Genomic DNA, 17,980 nt, shown 5'->3' on the forward strand with positions numbered 1-17,980 from the left:
CGGGTTACTTGACCGCGACCTGCGAGATGTCCAGGACGCCGGTCCAGTCGCTGATCACGACGTTCCTGATGTCCTTGCCGACCAGTCGCTTGTAGACCGGGTGGAACAGCGGCACGGTCAGCGCCTGCTCACCGATCTTCTGGTCCAGAGCGCCCCACCTCTTGGCGGCCGCGTCAAGGTCGGTCAACTTGTTGATCGCGTCAATCTCGGCATTGACCGACTTGTCGTCGAGCAGGCCCGAGTTGAAGTTCGCGCCGTCCTTGACGATCTGCCGGCCGTCGAAGATCGGGGCGAGGAAGGGGCCGCCGGAGGGCCAGTCGGCACCCCAGGCGGAGAGGAAGAAGCCGGGCTCCTTCTTCACGTCGTGGATCGTGTCCGAGTAGTTGTTGTCCTCCAGGCCCTGGAGCTTGACCGTGATGCCGGCCTTCTTGAGCGCGTCCTGGATCGCGGTGGCGATCTCGGGGCTGGTCTTGAAGTTCTGGGCGTTGTCGTGGGTCAGCGTGACGGTCAGGCCGTTCGGGTAGCCGGCCTCCTTCAGCAGCTCCTTGGCCTTGGCCGCGTTGCCGGTGGCACCCGCAGGGAAGAGGTCGTACGGCTCGTAGCCGAAGGACTTCTGGTTCGGCAGGAAGGTGGTGGCGGCCTCGGCGAGCGCGGAGCCACCGGCCGCGTTGACCACGGAGGAGCGGTCGACGGCGTAGGAGATCGCCTGGCGCACCTTGACGTCGTTGAACGGCTTGACCGTCGGGTTGAACGCTATGTAGTTCGTGTAGCCGAAGTGGCCGGTGCCGACGCGGGCCGCGAGTTCCTTGTCGCCGGTCACCTTGGCGAGTTCGGCCGGGCCGAGATTGGTGTCGGTGGTGACGGCGGCGGCATCGGCGCCCTGGGACGCGGAGAGCCGCTGGTTGATCACCGAGGAGTCGAGGCCGGACTTCACGGCGATCCTGTCCGGGTAGGCCTTGCGCTCGGGGTCCGTGGCGGCGGACCAGTACGAGTTGCGCTCCAGGAGGAGCGTCTCGCCGTCGTTCTCGTTCTTGACGACCTTGTAGGGGCCGGACGAGACCGGGTGCTCCTCGTACTTGGTGCCGGTGTCCTTGGCCTTCGGGACGGGCGTGAACTGCGTCTGCGTGGCCAGGTACGGGAACTCGCCCTCGGGCTTGTTCAGGTGGAAGACGATGGTCCGCGCGTCCGGCGTCTCGATCGCCGGGAGGCCCTTCTTGTCCTTGTACGGCCCCTGGTAGTCGGCCGCACCGACGAGCCAGTCCCGCAGGTAGGGGGCACCGCCGGACAGCTCGGGCGCGAAGGACCGCTCGATGCCGTACTTGATGTCGGCCGAGGTGATCGCGGTGCCGTCCTCGTACTTGAGGCCCTTCTTCAGGGTGTACGTCCACACGGTCGCGTCCTTGTTGGGGCGCCCGGTGTCGGTGGCGAGGTCGGGGACGACCTTGGTGCCCTCGGCGCCGCTCTCGCGGTTGCGGGTGGTGAGGGTGCGGAAGACGAGCGAGGGCACGTTGCCGCCGCCGGAGGTGTAGAGCCGGGCCGGGTCGAAGTCCGACTGCGGGTCGGAGTTCAGGACCGTGAGGGTGCCGCCCTTGTGGGGCGTGGAGTCGCCACCGGAGCTCTTGGCATCGTTGTCCTCAGGACCGCAGGCGGCTGCGCCCGCGGCCAGAACAAGGCTTACGGACACCGCGGCCACGCGGCGCTTCGTGAGGGACGGTTGACGCATCGGAGACGACCTCTCGAAATGACGAGTCTCGAATGGCGAGACGAATTGACGAAGGGTGAGACAAAGGTGGACGGACGTCTGCCCCGGCGTCAGGTCGTCGAAAAGCCGTGACCGAGGTCACGGAAGGTGATCGGAAATCGCGACGCGCGCGCCAGAGGGGGCGGGCGTCAGCGACAGAGAATGTCGGCCACGCAGAGCGGAGTCACGCCGATGAGCGCCAGCTCAATGGCGGCGCTGTTCTCGACGGCATGACTAGACCACATGGGCAGCAATATGTATGACCGGATCAACCCATGTCAATCCGGCCTCTGCGCCGTTCGTCAACTCCCCGGGTAGGGCCAGGGATTGGGCCGGCAGTGGATTCCGTCGTGGTCGAGGAACTTGGTCTGCTGCTGCATCACGGGCGCGAGCTCGCCGTTCTTGTCGCACGTCACATGGGAGTAGCCGAGACGGTGGCCGACCTCATGGTTGATCAACATCTGCCGGTACGCATGGATCCGATCACCGTACGTGGTTGATCCCTGCGCCCATCGATACGCATTGATCATCACTCGTTCGGTGGCGGCCGAGTCGCAGGAGACGTTGTCCTCGGTGGTGTCGAGGCCGGACTTGGCGCACCAGTCTGCCGTGGTGCCGGGGCTCGCGAGCGTGATGACGAAGTCGGGCTTGCCGGTGTGGACGCGCTCGAAGGTCCGGGCACCGCCGTGGGCCCAGCTGCGGTCGTCGTTGAGGGTCTTCTGGACGGCCTCGGCGAAGAGCGCGCCGTCGAGCCCGAGTCCCTGCTCCACGTCCACGCGGTAGGTGTACTTCTGCCCCTTGCCGGGCGCCTTGTCGAACCCCGGGACCGCGTCGAACTTCCCCGAGCCGTCGAGCTTCGCGCTCAGCGGGTACTTGGTGCCCATCGCCTGCTCGTACGTCAGCGTCGCAACACTGGGCGAGCCGGACGGCGTCGGCTGCCCGGCCGTGACGGAGTCCCGGGCGTCGCGCGCCTGGTCGGTCGCCGTCGAGGAGCCGGCAGCGGTGTCGCGTTCACCGGTGACCTGCCCGGCCACGACGACCGCGAGCACGGTGACGACGGCCGCTGCGGCGATGCCGGTGAACGTCCGGCCCTTGCCGCCCTTGGCCGACGGCGGGGCGTCGAGGGGCGGTGCCTCGTCGGAGCCGGGGCGGGTCCCGGCTCCGTCGCGGGTGTCGTCCGGCCAGTCGGTGACAGAGCCGTAGGAGCCGTAAGGGTCGGAGGGGTGCGCGGCGACGGACAGCCCGGCGCCTCGGCGAGGCGCATGACCTTCGGTGAACGCGTCGAGGTAGTCCTGCCGGGGCCCCTGCCGAGTCCCCGCCGACTGCTGCCGCCGGCGCGGAGGAGCGCCTGCGGGCCCGGCGGCGGCCTGTCCGCCCGGACCGCGGCCGTCCAACTCCCCCCAGCCGCCCCCGGATTCACGCTGCTCGGGATGCCCGCCGCGCGCCCTGGGGGTTCCTTGGGCCGGGGTGCCGTCGGAGATGCGGGGGAAACCGTGCGCGGGCGTGCCGTCCGGCAGCCGGGGCAGCCCCCGCGCGGGGGTGCCCTCAGGAAGCCGCGGGAAGCCGTGCGCCGGCGTGCCCTCGGGCAGCCTCGGGCCACCTTGCGCGGGAACCCGGTGTCCGGCGCCGCCCGGCGCGGGCGCCCCGCCCCCGGGACCGCGCCCCTGCGGCCCACCCCGCCGCGGCAGCGACGACATCTGGGGCGAGGAAGCCTGGGTCAGGTTCCGCGCCCGGCCGCCCGGCACCTCCGCGCCCGCACCGGGACCCGGCTGCCCCGGCCCGCTGCTGCCGTCACTCGAACTGCTGTTGTCGGACCCCTTCTTGGGGGCGGGCCCGCGTCGACTGTGGCGTCCCACGCCCCGCCTCAGCTCCCCACGGCCGTGGCATCGGCGCCGCCACCGGAGGCCGTCCCGGCCTCACCCCGGCCCCCTGGACCGGTCGCACCACCGACCCCGCCGGCAGAAGCCACCGCCTTGTCCGGGGCGTAGTCCTTGTCCGGAGCGAAGTCCTTGTCCTGGGCGGAGTCCCTGTCCAGGGCGGAGTCCTTCGCCGAGACGAAGTCGCGGAACGCGCCCGCCACCGTCTCCGGGTACTCCATCATCGCCACGTGCCCCGCCTCCGGCAGGGTCAGCAGCCGGGAGTCGCGGAAAGTGCGGGCCGCCTTCTGGGCCATGCGGAAACCGACGAGCTGGTCCTTGCCGCCGTAGACGAGCAGGGTCGGGGCGAGGACGCGCTCGGCCTGACGCCACAGCGCGTGCTGGCCGCCCAGCGTGTACGCGTTGACCAGCCCGCGCGCGGAACGGGCCATCGCGTCCCAGAAGTACGGCAGTTGCAGCCGCCGTTCCATCTCCTCCACGGCGTGCTGGAAGCCCTCGGGGGTGACCCGGCCGGGGTCGCCGTAGCAGAGGGCCGTGACCCCGCGGACGCGCTGCTCGGCCGTCCAGTTCCTGCTGTACCGGGTGAACAGACCGGCCACACCCGGCAGCGCCAGCAGGCCCGTGGGCACGGCCGTGCGCTGGACGCGGATCTCCGGGAGGGCCGGGGAGACGAGGGTGAGGGTGCGGACCAGGTCCGGCCGCACCGCGGCGACGCGCGTGGACACCGCGCCGCCGAGGGAGTTCCCGAAGAGGTGGACGGGCCCGCGGCCGGAGGCGTCGAGAAAGCGGATCACCGCGCGCGCGTGCGCGGTGACCGAGTAGTTGCCGTCGTCCGGCGGCGGGGAGTCGCCGAAGCCGGGCAGGTCGAGGGCCTCGCCGTCGAGATCGCCCTCCAACTGCTCCATCAGCGCCGACCAGTTCTGCGAGGAACCGCCGAGGCCGTGGACGTACAGGGCGGGCGGCAGGCCCTCGCGCGCGGGCGGTCGTGAACGCACCGTCAGGGTGATGCCCTGAAGGCCCACCGAGCGGAGCCGCTCGCCCTCACCGACCCTGACGGGCGACACCTTCGGAAGCACGTTGGCGGGCGGCACGAAGGGCACCTCGGTCGAAGACATGCGGCAATGTTACGAGACGATCACGCACTGGTTCATGTGTTCGCCGTCACAGAGCACATGTACGGGGCGCCGCCACCGGGGCCCACGGGGCACATTCCTCCCACATCCACCGCACGCGCACCGCATGGCGTCCGGATCGGGTGTCTCCTAGGCTCGTAGGCAGGGCACCCGCATGTGGCCCCCTGTGCGCATCAGGGACGTTCTAGGAAGGGAGCCCGCCATGGCCTACGACCCCACCGACCCCGAGGCCTTCGAGGAAGAGTCCGAAGCCGTCGAGCTCGACGTCGAGGCTCCAGAGGTGGACGCGGCCGAGCAGCACACCGACATCGCGCCGGACCGCGACGACCCGCTGACCGGCGTGGACCCCGGCCGGGCCAGCGAGGCCGACCTCATCGAGCAGGCCAGGGTGGTCTCGCTCGACGAGGAGGACTATCGGTGACGCCGAGCCATTCCGAGCAGGAACAGGACAGAAACGGAGCGGGCTCTGCCCGTCGGATCCCTGTTTGAAACCTTTGCGTGGCTTTCGTCACTGTCCGGTCCGTGAAATTCTGCGTCGGCACCGCGCACAGCACGGTTACCGAAAAGTACGATGGCGGCGCGGCGCACACCGCATGTGGACGACATTGGGAGGCGGCGTGACAGCCATCGAGCAGACAGAGGCGGCGCGCCCGCGAGGGACGCGACTGCCGCGCCGTGCCCGACGGAACCAGCTGCTGGGTGCCGCGCAGGAGGTCTTCGTGGCGCAGGGCTACCACGCGGCCGCGATGGACGACATCGCCGAGCGGGCCGGCGTCAGCAAGCCGGTGCTCTACCAGCACTTCCCGGGCAAGCTCGACCTCTACCTGGCGCTGCTGGACCAGCACTGCGAGTCGCTGATCCAGGCCGTGCGCAGCGCGCTGGCGTCCACGACCGACAACAAGCAGCGCGTCCGCGCGACCATGGACGCGTACTTCGCGTACGTCGAGGACGACGGCGGCGCCTTCCGTCTCGTCTTCGAGTCGGACCTGACGAACGAGCCCGCGGTCCGTGAGCGCGTCGACAAGGTCACCAACGAGTGCGCGGAGGCCATCCGCGACGTGATCGCCGAGGACACCGGCCTCTCGCCCGCGGAGGCGATGCTGCTGGCCTCCGGCCTCGGTGGCCTGGCCCAGGTCGTGGCGCGCTCCTGGCTGCACAGCGACCGCAGCGTGCCGCGCGACCAGGCGGTGCAGCTGCTGACCTCGCTGGCGTGGCGGGGCATCGCCGGCTTCCCGCTGCACGGCACCGACCACCACTGAGGCCGCCGGCGGTGCACCGCCGGGAACACCATCCGACCCGCACGCGCGCGTGCGGGTCGTTTGTTCCCGTCCGGTGTTCGCTGTTGGCGTTGTCACGCGGAGCGTGTACGTCCCCTCACCGGGCTAATGTGTGCTGGGTACGGCGCGGAAGGTCGCGCACTTCACTGACCGTCGGAGGGACATAGCCGTGGAGGTCAAGATCGGCGTGCAGCACGCGCCCCGCGAGATCGTTCTGGAGAGCGGTCAGAGCGCCGAGGATGTCGAGCGGGCGGTGGCGGACGCGCTGGCCGGCAAGTCTCAGCTGCTGAGCCTGGTGGACGAACACGGCCGCAAGGTCCTCGTCCCGGCCGACCGTCTCGCGTACGTCGAGCTCGGTGAGCCGGCTCCGCGCAAGGTGGGCTTCGGCGCGCTGTAGGCAGACGACGAGGAAGGGCCCGGCGACAGGAAGTCGCCGGGCCCTTCCTCGCGTTGTGCCCGGAATCTCCCCTCCCCGTATGGAGCACGACTCGCGCCTCGGGGAGGATTGCATTCCGCAGGTCACGGGTATGACGGGCTACGACCGTGATGCGCAGTGTGGCCGTGTGGGAGGGACTCCATGATGTTGTTCGAAGCGCTCGGCTCCGCACTGCTCGGTCTGGTGCTGGCGGGGGTGGCGCTGCGCCGCCTCTCGCACCGTCTGCCCGCCCGCTCCCTGGTCCTCGTGACCGGCCCCGCGGGAGCCCTGTTCGGCGCCTTCGTCACCCACACCGCCCTGGACCCGGGCAATGTCCTGCCGATCCTCCTGGGCGCGGCGGTCGTCTCCGTCGCCTCGCTGTCCCTCCTGCTGCGCCCGTCGGGAAGACTCCGCCGCTCAGCCACGGCGTGACGAGCGGCAAAGGGGACGTCGAGTAGGGCAGCGGCAGCAGGGCCTGCTTCACGTGGGCCTTGCCGGTCTCATGCCGGGAGCCGCTGGGGCCTGCCTGATGGGACCGGCCTCTCGCCGGAGACACCGCCCTGGCAGCCCTGACGGGAGACGAGCAGCCTCCCCCGGGCGGCCCCGACCGGAGACCAGCAGCCTCCGCTTGGCGGCCCCGACGAAAGACCAGCAGCCGCCCCCGGTCAGGCGCCCCCGCAGAAGCCCCAGCCGGTAGCCGAGCCCTCGGCCAGGCGGCCCCGGCAGGACCCCGCGGTCCGACAGGACCCCACGACTCCGGCAGGACCCCGCGGCTCGCGACAGCTACGCCGCCAGCCCCAGCGCGGCCATCCGCTTGGTGTGGGCCTCGGTGATGCGGGAGAACATCCGGCCCACCTCGGCGAGATCGAAGCCGTCGGCCACGCCGCCCACGAGCATCGTCGACAGGGCGTCCCGGTCCGCGACCACCCGCTGCGACTGCGACAGCGCCTCCCCCATCAACCGCCGTGCCCACAGGGCGAGTCGACCGCCCACCCGCGGCTCCGCGTCGATCGCCGCCCGCACCTTCTCGACGGCGAACCCGGCGTGCCCGGTGTCGTCGAGCACGGCCAGGACCAGCTCGCGCGTGTCCGTGTCGAGCCGTTCGGCGACCTCGCGGTAGAAGTCACTGGCGATCGAGTCGCCGACGTACGCCTTGACGAGCCCCTCCAGCCAGTCCGAGGGCGCCGTCTGCCGGTGGAAGCCGTCCAGGGCCGCGACGAACGGCTCCATGGCGAGCGTCGGCTCCTCCCCGATCTCGGCCAGCCGGTCGCGCAGCTTCTCGTAGTGGTGGAACTCGGCCGACGCCATCTTCGCCAGCTCCGCCTTGTCCGCGAGGGTCGGCGCCAGCTTGGCGTCCTCCGCGAGCCGCTCGAAGGCCGCGAGCTCGCCGTACGCGAGTGCGCCGAGGAGATCGACGACCGCGGCCCGGTACTGCGGTTCCGTGGCGGCCTGGGCCCAGTCCTGGGCGGCCACTCCGGTGCGTTCGGCGGGTGCGTCAGAGGTGTTGTCAGGCGTCGTCATGAAGCGCACAATAGTCCGCTCGCCGCGCCTCGGAAGTCCCTGGTCAATCAGTGTGACGACGACTACGTGACCAAATCGGCCATCACATGTGCGCGATTCCGAGGTATGGTGGTAATGCGCCTGCTGGTACGACGGCACTTTCCTAGTGCGCCGTGCCTCGACAGGCCGCACGTATGAGGATGCCCGGTCGGTGGCCCGATCGGCTCCGACCCGACAGCCCTCCTCGCCCGTACGGCACAGTGCGTACGGAGTTCGGAGGGGGACCCTCAGCGGTACGAGCGCTAGAGCGTCGGCAGTGGTCCCGTGCCATTACGGCTTCGCCCGTAAGGCAGCCGACGTCCCCAGCACGGTTATGACGACCCCCCGCGCTCGCCTCGCACCGCGCACACAGAAGAGGCAGCACCCTGACTACGACTTTCCGCGATCTCGGGATTCTCACCGAGACGGCCGAGGCCCTCGAAGCCGTCGGCATCATCAACCCGTTCCCCATCCAGGAGATGACGCTCCCGGTGGCCCTCTCGGGCTCCGACGTCATCGGCCAGGCCAAGACCGGCACGGGCAAGACGCTGGGCTTCGGCCTCCCGCTTCTTGAGCGCGTCACCGTCCCCGCCGACGTCGAGGCCGGCCGCGCCAAGCCCGAGGACCTCACCGACGCCCCGCAGGCGCTCGTCGTCGTCCCCACCCGCGAGCTGTGCACACAGGTCACCAACGACCTGCAGACCGCGGGCAAGGTACGCAACGTCCGCGTCCTCGCCATCTACGGCGGCCGCGCCTACGAGCCCCAGGTCGAGGCCCTCAAGAAGGGCGTCGACGTCGTCGTCGGCACCCCGGGCCGGCTCCTGGACCTCGCGGGCCAGAAGAAGCTCAACCTGGGCCACATCAAGGCGCTCGTCCTCGACGAGGCCGACGAGATGCTCGACCTGGGCTTCCTGCCCGACGTCGAGAAGATCATCAACATGCTGCCGGTACGCCGTCAGACGATGCTGTTCTCGGCGACCATGCCGGGCGCCGTCATCAGTCTCGCGCGCCGCTACATGTCGCAGCCGACCCACATCAACGCCACGTCGCCCGACGACGCGGGCCGGACGGTCGCGAACACCAAGCAGCACGTGTACCGCGCGCACAACATGGACAAGCCCGAGATGGTCGCGCGGATACTGCAGTCCGACGGCCGGGGCCTGGCCATGGTCTTCTGCCGTACCAAGCGCACCGCGGCCGACCTCGCCGACCAGCTCAAGCAGCGCGGCTTCGCGGCCGGCGCGGTCCACGGCGACCTCGGCCAGGGCGCCCGCGAGCAGGCGCTGCGCGCCTTCCGCAACGGCAAGGTGGACGTCCTCGTCTGCACCGACGTCGCCGCCCGCGGCATCGACGTCGAGGGTGTCACCCACGTCATCAACTACCAGTCGCCGGAAGAGGAGAAGACGTACCTGCACCGCATCGGCCGTACCGGCCGCGCGGGTGCCAAGGGCATCGCGATCACCCTCGTCGACTGGGACGACATCCCGCGCTGGCAGCTGATCAACAAGGCGCTGGAGCTCGACTTCAACGATCCGCCGGAGACGTACTCCACCTCCCCGCACTTCTACGAGGAGCTGGGGATCCCCGCGGGCACCAAGGGTGTCCTGCCGCGGGCCGAGCGCACTCGCGCCGGGCTCGACGCGGAGGAGCTCGAGGACCTGGGCGAGCCGGGCGGACGCGGTGCGCGTGGCCGCGGCGACCGGGACCGGGGTCGTGGCCGGGGTGGCCGGGACGAGTCCCGCTCCGCCGACCGCGAGCGTTCGGAGCGTACGCCGCGCCGTCGCCGCCGCACCCGTGGCGGGAGCGCGCTGGACGCCACGGCCCCCGCCGAGGCCGTCGCCCCGTCGGAGACCTCCGCGCCCGCCCCGGCCTCCTCGGCCGAGGACGTCACCGCTCCCCGCACTCCGCGCCGCCGTCGCCGTACCCGTGGCGGAGCGGCCGACTCCGCGCCGGCCACGGCGTCCACGGCGGCGGTGACCGTCGAGCCGACCGTTTCCGAGGCCGCCGAGGCCGCGGTCACGACGGCGGAGGGCCCGTCCCTGGACACCGAGGCCCCGGCCAAGCCGCGCCGCCGCCGGACCCGCAAGGCCGCGGAAGCGCCGGTCGAGCAGGCCCCGGAGACGGTCGTCGAGACGACGGTCACCGAGACCGCGCCGGTCACGGAGGTGGTCGCGGAGACGCCGGCCACCAAGCCGCGCCGTACGCGCAAGAGCGCCGCCGCGGCTCCGGCCGCCGACGCCGCCGAGGTGGCCGTGGACACGGCCGAGGCCACGGAGGCCAAGCCGCGCCGCCGTACCCGTAAGGCCGCGGAGCCCGCCGTGGCAGCAGTGGCCGCGGTGGAGACGGTGGAGACCCCGAAGGTCACGGAGGCCACGGACGTCACGGAGGTCGCGGAGACCAAGCCGCGCCGCACCCGCAAGACGGCTGCGACCAAGGCCGCCGAGGCCGCTGTGGACACCGCGGAAGGCACGGCCACCGCACCGCGCCGCCGTACCCGCAAGACCGCCGCTGCCGCCCCCGCGGAGACCGCCGCGGTCGAGGCCACCGAGGCCGCCGTCGAGGCCAAGCCGCGCCGCACGCGCAAGACGGCCGCGACGACGGCCGCCGAGGCCGCGGTGGACACGGTCGAAGCGACCGAGGCCAAGCCGCGCCGTACCCGCAAGACGGCCGCAAGCAAGGCCGCCGAGGCCGCGGTCGACACGGCCGAGGCCACGGTGACCACGCCGCGCCGCCGTACCCGTAAGGCCGCCGAGCCGGCCGTGGCCGCCGAGATCCCGGTCCAGACGGTCCAGGAGCCGGAGGTGGCCGAGGCCGCCAAGCCGCGCCGCACGCGCAAGACGGCCGCGACCAAGGCCGCCGAGGCCGCTGTGGACACCGCGGAAGGCACGGCCGCCAAGCCGCGCCGCACCCGCAAGACCGCCGCTGCCGCCCCCGCGGAGACCGCCACGGACGAGGTCGTCGAGGCCAAGCCCCGTCGGCGCACCACCCGCAAGGCCGCCGAGCCCGCGGTGACCGCCGACATCCCGGCTCAGGCCGACCAGGAGCCGGCCGCCCCGCGGCGCCGCACCCGCAAGACGGCTGCCGCGGAACCCGCGGACAGCTGACCCCACACCGAACGGCCCGGCCCACCTCACGGGGGCCGGGCCGTCGGCGTTCCTCCCCGGCGAACCCACACCAGGAGCGCCGGAGCACACATCACAGTCCCGCCGCACCCACCCAGGGGCGCGGGGCTATGTCGATGTGCGGCTCCGCCGCGTGGGCGCGACCAGCCCACACCCACCCGCACTCCGCAGATGCCCCCGACCCCCCGTACCCTCACCCCGTGAGCACCCGAGCCGTCTTCGCCCTGCCCCCCGGCGCCCGCGCCTACCCCCTGCACACCGCCCGCGGTGACTTCGCGGTCGTGGAGTCCGACGTGCCCGCCGGTGTCGCCAGGAAGGGCACCGCCCTGTTCGTGCCGGGGTTCACCGGGAGCAAGGAGGACTTCACGCTGCTGCACGAGCCGTTGACGGCACGCGGGTACCGGGTCGTGGCCGTGGACGGGCGGGGACAGTTCGAGTCGGACGGCCCGGAGACCGACGAATCCGCCTACGCGCAGGACGAGTTGGCGCGAGACGTGCTCGCCCAGGCCGCCGCCGTGGGGACACCCCTTCACCTGGTCGGGCACTCCATGGGCGGCCAGGTCTCCCGTGCGGCCGTCCTCCTCGACCACTCCCCCTTCCTGTCCTGCACCCTCGTCTCCTCGGGCCCGGCGCAGATCTCCGACTCCCAGCAGCAACGCGTCAAGCTGCTGCGGGACGCGCTCGGGACGATGACGATGGCCGAGGTGTGGGACGCGATCCTGGCCATGGGCCCGCCGGAGGAGGTCGGCGGCCCCGCGCAGGGCATCGGGGACGTCGTACAGCTCCGCCGCCGCTGGCTCGGCAACAAGCCCGCCCAACTCCTCGCGGCTGGACGTCAGTTGTGCACGGAACCGGACCGGGTCGCGGAACTGGCCGCAGTCCCGCTGCCGTTCCACGTCCTGTCCGGCTCCCAGGACGACACCTGGCCCGTCCCGCTCCTGGACGACATGGCCGTACGGCTCCGGGCGCGGCGCACGGTGATCCCGGGCGCCGACCACTCCCCCAACGCCGACGAGCCGCTCCCCACAGCCCGCGCCCTGGCCGACTTCTGGGACGGCCGCGCCGCGGGCGGCGGCAACTGAGACGTCAGTACTGCGCCTGCACGTGCTCCCAGAACCCGTCCCGCAGCGCCCGTCGCAGATCCGACTGGCCGCGCAGCGAGTACTGGAGCAGCCCCTCCGCCTCCACCAGAAGGTCCTGGTCCACCGAGCCCGGTAGATAGGGGTGGCCGGGCAGGAGTTCCCGGAGCGACTCCCGGCCCCGCTCCGCCAGCCACTTCGCCGCGATCTGCGCGCCCACGAACCGGACGTTCTCACGGGTGGGCCGGGCGGCCGTCGACTCGTAGGCGGCCGCGGTGCGCCGGGCGACGTACGGCTTGAAGAAGTCGAGGTCGAGGGTGCGCTGGCTGTCGACCTCCCAGAGCAGGGGCTCCGCCTGGTTGCGGCCCTCGGGTGCCTCGATGCCCCACAGGTGGACGCGGGCGCCGTAGCCCTGGGCGGCCTCGACCGCGGAGACCAGGTCCTCGTCGCCGCCGAGGAGTGCCGCGTCGCTGATGGCGCGGTGGCGGGCCAGTGACTCCAGGTCGCTGCGGATCAGCGAGTCGACGCCCTTCTGCTGGTTGTTGGCGTTGAGATTGCCCAACCGGACCTTCACGTCCGGGAGTTCGGCGATGGACTGCTGCTCGGCGGTGTGGATACGGCGTCTCGCGCCGTCGTACCAGTAGACCCTCAGCAGTCTGCTGTCCGCGAAGATGGTGCGGGCCCGGTCGATGAGGGCCTCGATCAGGCCCTCGGCGTCGAGGTCGAAGGCACGGCGGTCCTCGGTGCCGGCGACGAGTCGTCCCGCGGCCGCGTAGAGGTATCCCGCGTCGACGAAGATCGCATGGGTCGAGGGCGTCTTCGCCACCTCGGCGAGCATGCGCTGGAGCAGCTCGTTGGTGCGGTCGATGCGGGCGCTCAGGGGCGCGAGGTCGTCGTTCATCGCCTCCATTGTCCCGGCGGTCACGCTGCGAACACAACCGGTCCCAATGAGTTCCCGAGGACTCACTTACCGGTCAGTAGTTAGTCGTTCGAAAAATTTCTTTAGCGTAGGGAATGTTTGTAACACGCACCCCGTTGACTACCTACGTACGCAGCAATTCTCCGCAGGAGGATGACCAGACGAAGGGAGAAGCCTGTGCGCTTCGAAATCATGCGACTCGACGACGTCGACGGCACGCCCGTGGACAGCACCGTCGTGGACGCCGCCTCCGTCAACCGGATCGTTCAGCAGGCCGCCGCCATCGGGCAGCGGCTGTGGATCCGTCCGGCCGACACCACGGCCTCGTAACACTCACCGACACTCACCACAGACGACTCGCGCGCGATCACGGCACACGCTACGGACGCGGCTCACCGCACAAGCTTCAGGGCCCCGGTCTCCAGGACCGGGGCCCTTTCGGCTTCCCGGACCGCGCTCAGCTCGCCCGTACGACCTGGGTGATCCCGTTGATGATCTGCTGTACGGCGATCGCGGAGAGCATCATGCCCGCGAGCCGTGTCACCAGGACCACCCCGCCGTCCTTGATGACCCGGATGATCAGCAGCGAGTACCGCATGACCAGCCACAGCACGACATGGATGGCGAGGATGGCGACCCACACCGAGACCTGCGTGGCCACGCTGTCGGCCTTCTGCACGGCGAGGATCACGGAGACGATCGCGCCGGGGCCGGCCAGCAGCGGCATGCCCAACGGTACGAGCGCCACGTTCACGTCCTTGGTCTGCTTCGGCTCGTCGGTCTTGCCGGTGAGCAGGTCCAGGGCGATGAGCAGGAGCAGCAGCCCGCCCGCGATCATCAGCGCGGGCACGGAGACGTGCAGGTAGTCGAGGATCTGGTGGCCGAGGAGCCCGAAGACGGCGATGACACCGCCCGCCACACAGACGGCCTGGAAGGCCATCCGCTTCTGCACCTTGCCGGGCCGGCCGGCGGTCAGGGCGAGGAAGATCGGGGTGATCCCGGGGGGATCCATGATGACGAACAGGGTGAGGAAGAGCGAGCCGAAGACGGCGACGTCGAACATGACAGCCTTGCAGGAGAAGAGAGGTGAACGTGGGGGCCGGGACTGACCTCAGACCCCGCCGGTCCCCGGCACCGGGAACGCGCCCGTCGCCCGCCGCGTGATCTCGCCGTACACCTCGGGATCCGTCGTGTACGCGCCGAGGGCGACCGTCTTGCGGCTGCCGTGGTAATCGCTGGACCCGGTGACGAGCAGCCCCAGGTCCGCGGCGAGCCCGCGCAGCCGTGCCCGCGTCTCCTCGTCGTGGTCCATGTGGTCGATCTCGATGCCGTCGAGCCCGGCGGCGGCCATCTCGGCGATCGCGGACTCCGGGACGGTGCGGCCGCGCTTGCTCGCGCCCGGGTGGGCGAACACGGTGACGCCTCCGGCCGCCTTGACCAGCCGTATCGCCTCGAAGGGGTCGGTCTCGTGCTTCGCCACGTGGGCCCGCCCGCCGTCGCCGAGCCAGTCGGCGGTGAAGGCCTCGTCCACGCTCGCCACGACGCCGAGCTCGACGAGCGCCGTGGCGACATGCGGCCGCCCGACCGAGCCGTCCCCGGCGATCCGTGCGACCTGCTCCCAGGTCACCGGCACCCCGATCTCCTGGAGCCGCGCGACGATGGCCCGCGCCCGCGGCACCCGGTCGTCCCGCACCAGCTCCCGCTCGGCGAGCAGCGCGGGCTCCTCGGGGTCGAACAGGTAGGCCAGCATGTGCAGGGAGATCCCGTCGATCCGGCAGGACAGCTCGGCCCCGGTGACGAGGGTCAGCCCGGCGGGCAGGGCGGCAAGCGCCTCGCGGTGTCCACGGGTCGTGTCGTGATCGGTGAGCGCGACGACGTCCAGCCCGGCAGCGGCGGCGTTGCGCACCAGCTCGGCGGGGGTGTCCGTGCCGTCGGAGGCGGTGGAGTGGGTGTGCAGGTCGATGCGCACGCGGACTCCAGGCGATGACGGGACGGGGAGGGACGCTCAAGGATAACCGGATTTTCGAGGTCCGCTGTCACATCCGCAGCAGGGGTGCGCCCCCTACAGTCAGGGCTTCAGCAGGCGCGGCGACAGCGCTCCGCAGGGCACCAGTTCCAGCTCCGCCCCGGCGTCCCGCAGATCCGTCAGCACCAGTTCGTCGTACATCAGGAGCCCCGACTGCTCGGGCCAGACGACCGCCCACAACCACAGGCCGAGCGCCTCCCCGGCGAAGACCGCCCGGTCCTCCGGCGCCCCGGCCACGTGCCACAGCGGAGTCGGCCGCCCCGCGGCCAGCACCTTGGCCTGCGCCGGTTTCTCCACGCTCATGTACGGGCCCGGGTCCGGCCCGTCGATCCCCGCGTACCGCGCCCCGAGCCCGACACCGAGCTCCTCGGCGACGAGAATCAGCTCGCCGACGCCTCCGAGCGGGCCGGGGCCCGTGCAGGCCACCGCCGTGGCACGGCCGCCGCTGCGGTCGTCGCCCGCGCAGGCCACGCCCGTGAACAGCCAGCCGACCGGCAGCGGCCAGGGCATCCACACCGGCACCTGCGTGCGATGCACCACGACACCGAGGGCCTCGACGCTGGGCGGGATCACGGGCTGCAGCGGATGCACGGTCCCGTGCACATCGCACTGCCAGCTATCGGCGAAGAGTCCGGGAGCCCTGACCCGGCCACCACACTTCGGGCAACTGGGTTCGCCCCTCATAGGGCCCCACGGTCCTACCCTCGCCCCGCCACGTCAAGGACGATCACCCGTCCGGTCGGAAGCGGTTCGTCCCGGCAGCACCAGCCGAGATTAGATGTAGCTTGCATTTATTAGTCACTCTAACTTAGTATGTGTATATACCAACCATCACGTGAAGCCTCGTCGAGAGTGGAGGAAAGACCATGGACCCCTTCGATGCGGGAGCCGGTGGCATCCTGCGCCAGCCGAAGGCCGTGTGGGCGACGGCGGGTGCGTCCGTCGTCGCCTTCATGGGCATCGGACTCGTGGACCCGATCCTGCCGTCGATCGCCAAGGGCCTGGACGCCACGGCGAGCCAGGTGTCCCTCCTGTTCACCTCGTACTTCCTGATCACCGCGATCGCGATGCTGGTGACCGGCTTCGTCTCCAGCCGCATCGGCGGCAGGAAGACCCTGCTGCTCGGCCTCGCCCTCGTCGTGGTCTTCGCCGGACTCGCCGGCACCTCGGGCTCGGTCGGTGAACTGGTCGGCTTCCGGGCCGGCTGGGGTCTGGGCAACGCCCTGTTCGTCTCGACCGCCCTCGCCGTCATCGTCGGCGCGGCGGCCGGCGGGAGCGCGGCGGCGATCCTGCTGTACGAGTCCGCCCTCGGCCTCGGCATGGCGTGCGGCCCGCTGCTCGGTGCCCTGCTCGGTGACGCCAGTTGGCGCTACCCGTTCTTCGGCACGGCCTTCCTGATGGCGATCGGCTTCCTGTGCATCACCGTGTTCCTGAAGGAGCAGCCGAAGCCGGCCCGCAAGACGTCCCTGCTCGACCCGCTCAAGGCGCTCGGCCACGGCGGTCTCGCCTCGGCGGCCGTCTCGTCCTTCTTCTACAACTACACGTTCTTCACCGTGCTGGCCTTCACCCCGTTCGTGCTGGACATGACCCCGTACAAGTCGGGTGCCGTGTTCTTCGCCTGGGGTGTGCTGCTCGCCGTGTTCTCGGTGTTCGCCGCGCCGCGCCTCCAGAAGCGGTTCGGTTCGCTGAAGGTGCTCGGCGGCTCGCTGGTCCTGCTCGCGGCCGACGTGCTCGTCCTGGGCTACGGCAACCACACCGCGGCCGTCGTCTGCACGATCCTGTCCGGCGCCTTCATCGGCGTGAACAACACCGTCTACACGGAGCTGGCGCTCGGCGTGTCGGACGCCCCGCGCCCCGTGGCGAGCGCCGGCTACAACTTCGTGCGCTGGTTCGCGGCCGCCGCGGCGCCGTTCTTCGCGCCGAAGATCGAGGAGTGGACCGACGTCCACGTCCCGTTCGTGGTGGCCGCGGTGACCGCGGTGCTGGGCGCGCTCGTGGTCGTCGTACGGCGGAAGGCGCTCACGCACGAGGCGGAGGAGCTGGAGCCGCGGCACGCGGTGGAGGACAGCGTCACGGTGTTCGCCGGCTGACGGCGGTCGAGGGCACGGCCCATCGCGTTCGCCGGCTGACGGCGGCCGGGGGCACGGCCCATCGCGTTCGCCGGCTGACGGCGGTCGGGGCCAGGGCCCGTCGTGTTCGCCAACTCACCGCTTCCGGCCAGCACTTGGTGAGCTTGCTCACGCGGGGGTCAGTCCAGCGGGACGGATTTCCGGGACGGGTCCCGGAGGTCCGTCCCGTGCGTCAGCCAGCGCTCCTGGAGGGCCTGGGCGCCGTGCACGCGCTTCCAGGCGGCCTCGTTCGGCGTCATCGGGAGCAGCGGCAGGAAGTGCACCGGGTCAAGGGGCTCGTCGAGCTCCAGGTCCTCGACCAGACCGCCGGGCTCGGCGACCAGGACCGAGGTGAAGGGGGCGCCGGGCCACAGTGGTTCGCCCACGTCGAGCGAGGCGCCCGGAGCCACCACCACGCCCTCGACCTGCGGGGACGCGGCGAGCACGGCGAGCGGGCGGAGCACCTTGTCGGTGTCGGCGAGCCCTGCCCGCACGGAGAGGACCAGTTCGGCACGCGGGCCCTTGACCGGGTCGGCGAGCATCGCGGTGGGGTCGCTCATCGGCTGCGCGGACATGCCGAGGGTGGCGTAGCGGACGACGTCCCCGTCGGTGAAGCGGAGCACCTCGATGCGGTCCGTACCGAGGAAGGTGACCGCCGCGCGCGCGTCCGGCTCGCCCAGCGCGCCGCGCATCCGGGCCTCGACCAGAGGAAGAACATCTGCCATGCGGCGAGCATAGAACTCG

General features: G+C 71.3%; 18 protein-coding genes. 8 read left to right on the forward strand and 10 right to left on the reverse strand.

The genetic code is table 11. The features are described 5' to 3' along the window. Nucleotides 1-4: 4 nt before the first annotated feature. The 4 genes from H295_RS0118060 to H295_RS0118070 form a co-directional block, all read right to left on the reverse strand. Nucleotides 5-1,723, reverse strand: coding sequence for an ABC transporter substrate-binding protein (locus H295_RS0118060; RefSeq protein ID WP_028809473.1), 1,719 nt, complete (start codon nt 1,721-1,723; stop codon nt 5-7). 167 nt (nt 1,724-1,890) lie between these two features. Next, the gene (locus H295_RS48580; RefSeq protein ID WP_324606064.1) at nt 1,891-1,986 is read right to left on the reverse strand and encodes an Ms4533A family Cys-rich leader peptide; all 96 of its coding nucleotides are present in this window, start codon (nt 1,984-1,986) and stop codon (nt 1,891-1,893) included. A gap of 57 nt (nt 1,987-2,043) precedes the next feature. After that, a complete protein-coding gene (locus H295_RS0118065) occupies nt 2,044-3,597 on the reverse strand; it encodes a DUF3152 domain-containing protein (protein WP_028809474.1) in 1,554 nt (517 codons plus the stop codon). An 8-nt stretch (nt 3,598-3,605) separates the two neighbouring features. After that, nucleotides 3,606-4,733, reverse strand: coding sequence for an alpha/beta fold hydrolase (locus H295_RS0118070; protein ID WP_020136738.1), 1,128 nt, complete (start codon nt 4,731-4,733; stop codon nt 3,606-3,608). A gap of 220 nt (nt 4,734-4,953) precedes the next feature. On the opposite strand from H295_RS0118070, the gene H295_RS0118075 reads away from it, so the two are divergent. The 4 genes from H295_RS0118075 to H295_RS0118090 all read left to right on the forward strand — a co-directional run bounded on the left by H295_RS0118075 (nt 4,954) and on the right by H295_RS0118090 (nt 6,875). Beyond that, nucleotides 4,954-5,172: a hypothetical protein gene (locus H295_RS0118075; protein WP_020136739.1), complete on the forward strand. Its 219-nt coding sequence runs from the start codon at nt 4,954-4,956 to the stop codon at nt 5,170-5,172. 196 nt (nt 5,173-5,368) lie between these two features. Then, a complete protein-coding gene (locus tag H295_RS0118080) occupies nt 5,369-6,010 on the forward strand; it encodes a TetR/AcrR family transcriptional regulator (protein WP_028809475.1) in 642 nt (213 codons plus the stop codon). Between the two features lie 187 nt (nt 6,011-6,197). After that, on the forward strand, nt 6,198-6,425 hold the full coding sequence (locus H295_RS0118085; RefSeq protein WP_020136741.1) for a DUF3107 domain-containing protein: 228 nt from the start codon (nt 6,198-6,200) through the stop codon (nt 6,423-6,425). Nucleotides 6,426-6,608: 183 nt separating this feature from the next. Beyond that, nucleotides 6,609-6,875, forward strand: coding sequence for a hypothetical protein (locus H295_RS0118090; RefSeq protein WP_028809476.1), 267 nt, complete (start codon nt 6,609-6,611; stop codon nt 6,873-6,875). A 351-nt stretch (nt 6,876-7,226) separates the two neighbouring features. Here the strand turns inward: H295_RS0118090 and H295_RS0118095 are convergent, their stop codons facing one another. Further along, nucleotides 7,227-7,964 (reverse strand): ferritin-like fold-containing protein, encoded by a 738-nt coding sequence (locus H295_RS0118095; RefSeq protein WP_020136743.1) that lies wholly within the window; start codon nt 7,962-7,964, stop codon nt 7,227-7,229. Nucleotides 7,965-8,461: 497 nt separating this feature from the next. Here H295_RS0118095 and H295_RS0118100 point away from each other — a divergent pair, with 497 nt between their 5' ends. Further along, nucleotides 8,462-11,086, forward strand: coding sequence for a DEAD/DEAH box helicase (locus H295_RS0118100; protein WP_020136744.1), 2,625 nt, complete (start codon nt 8,462-8,464; stop codon nt 11,084-11,086). Nucleotides 11,087-11,304: 218 nt separating this feature from the next. Next, nucleotides 11,305-12,186, forward strand: a complete 882-nt coding sequence (locus H295_RS0118105; RefSeq protein ID WP_020136745.1) for an alpha/beta fold hydrolase — start codon at nt 11,305-11,307, stop codon at nt 12,184-12,186. A 4-nt stretch (nt 12,187-12,190) separates the two neighbouring features. On the opposite strand, the gene H295_RS0118110 is transcribed toward H295_RS0118105, so the two are convergent. Further along, nucleotides 12,191-13,084 (reverse strand): NYN domain-containing protein, encoded by an 894-nt coding sequence (locus tag H295_RS0118110; RefSeq protein WP_020136746.1) that lies wholly within the window; start codon nt 13,082-13,084, stop codon nt 12,191-12,193. A 195-nt stretch (nt 13,085-13,279) separates the two neighbouring features. Here H295_RS0118110 and H295_RS46735 point away from each other — a divergent pair, with 195 nt between their 5' ends. After that, nucleotides 13,280-13,432 (forward strand): hypothetical protein, encoded by a 153-nt coding sequence (locus H295_RS46735; RefSeq protein WP_020136747.1) that lies wholly within the window; start codon nt 13,280-13,282, stop codon nt 13,430-13,432. Between the two features lie 127 nt (nt 13,433-13,559). Here H295_RS46735 and H295_RS0118120 read toward each other — a convergent pair whose 3' ends face one another. The 3 genes from H295_RS0118120 to H295_RS0118130 form a co-directional block, all read right to left on the reverse strand. Continuing rightward, nucleotides 13,560-14,165, reverse strand: coding sequence for a MarC family protein (locus H295_RS0118120; RefSeq protein WP_020136748.1), 606 nt, complete (start codon nt 14,163-14,165; stop codon nt 13,560-13,562). Between the two features lie 48 nt (nt 14,166-14,213). Then, entirely contained in the window at nt 14,214-15,071 is an 858-nt protein-coding gene (locus H295_RS0118125; protein WP_020136749.1) for a PHP domain-containing protein, read from the reverse strand. A 99-nt stretch (nt 15,072-15,170) separates the two neighbouring features. Beyond that, on the reverse strand, nt 15,171-15,812 hold the full coding sequence (locus H295_RS0118130; RefSeq protein ID WP_028809478.1) for a DUF6758 family protein: 642 nt from the start codon (nt 15,810-15,812) through the stop codon (nt 15,171-15,173). Nucleotides 15,813-15,994: 182 nt separating this feature from the next. On the opposite strand from H295_RS0118130, the gene H295_RS0118135 reads away from it, so the two are divergent. After that, a complete protein-coding gene (locus H295_RS0118135; protein ID WP_020136751.1) occupies nt 15,995-17,218 on the forward strand; it encodes an MFS transporter in 1,224 nt (407 codons plus the stop codon). A gap of 158 nt (nt 17,219-17,376) precedes the next feature. On the opposite strand, the gene H295_RS0118140 is transcribed toward H295_RS0118135, so the two are convergent. Next, nucleotides 17,377-17,961 carry a suppressor of fused domain protein gene (locus H295_RS0118140; protein ID WP_028809479.1) on the reverse strand — a complete coding sequence of 195 codons (585 nt, stop codon included), beginning with the start codon at nt 17,959-17,961 and terminating at the stop codon, nt 17,377-17,379. Between the last annotated feature and the right edge of the window lie 19 nt (nt 17,962-17,980).

Origin of the sequence: Streptomyces sp. 351MFTsu5.1, assembly GCF_000383655.1 — a bacterium.
GTDB classification, from domain to species: Bacteria; Actinomycetota; Actinomycetes; order Streptomycetales; family Streptomycetaceae; genus Streptomyces; species Streptomyces griseorubiginosus.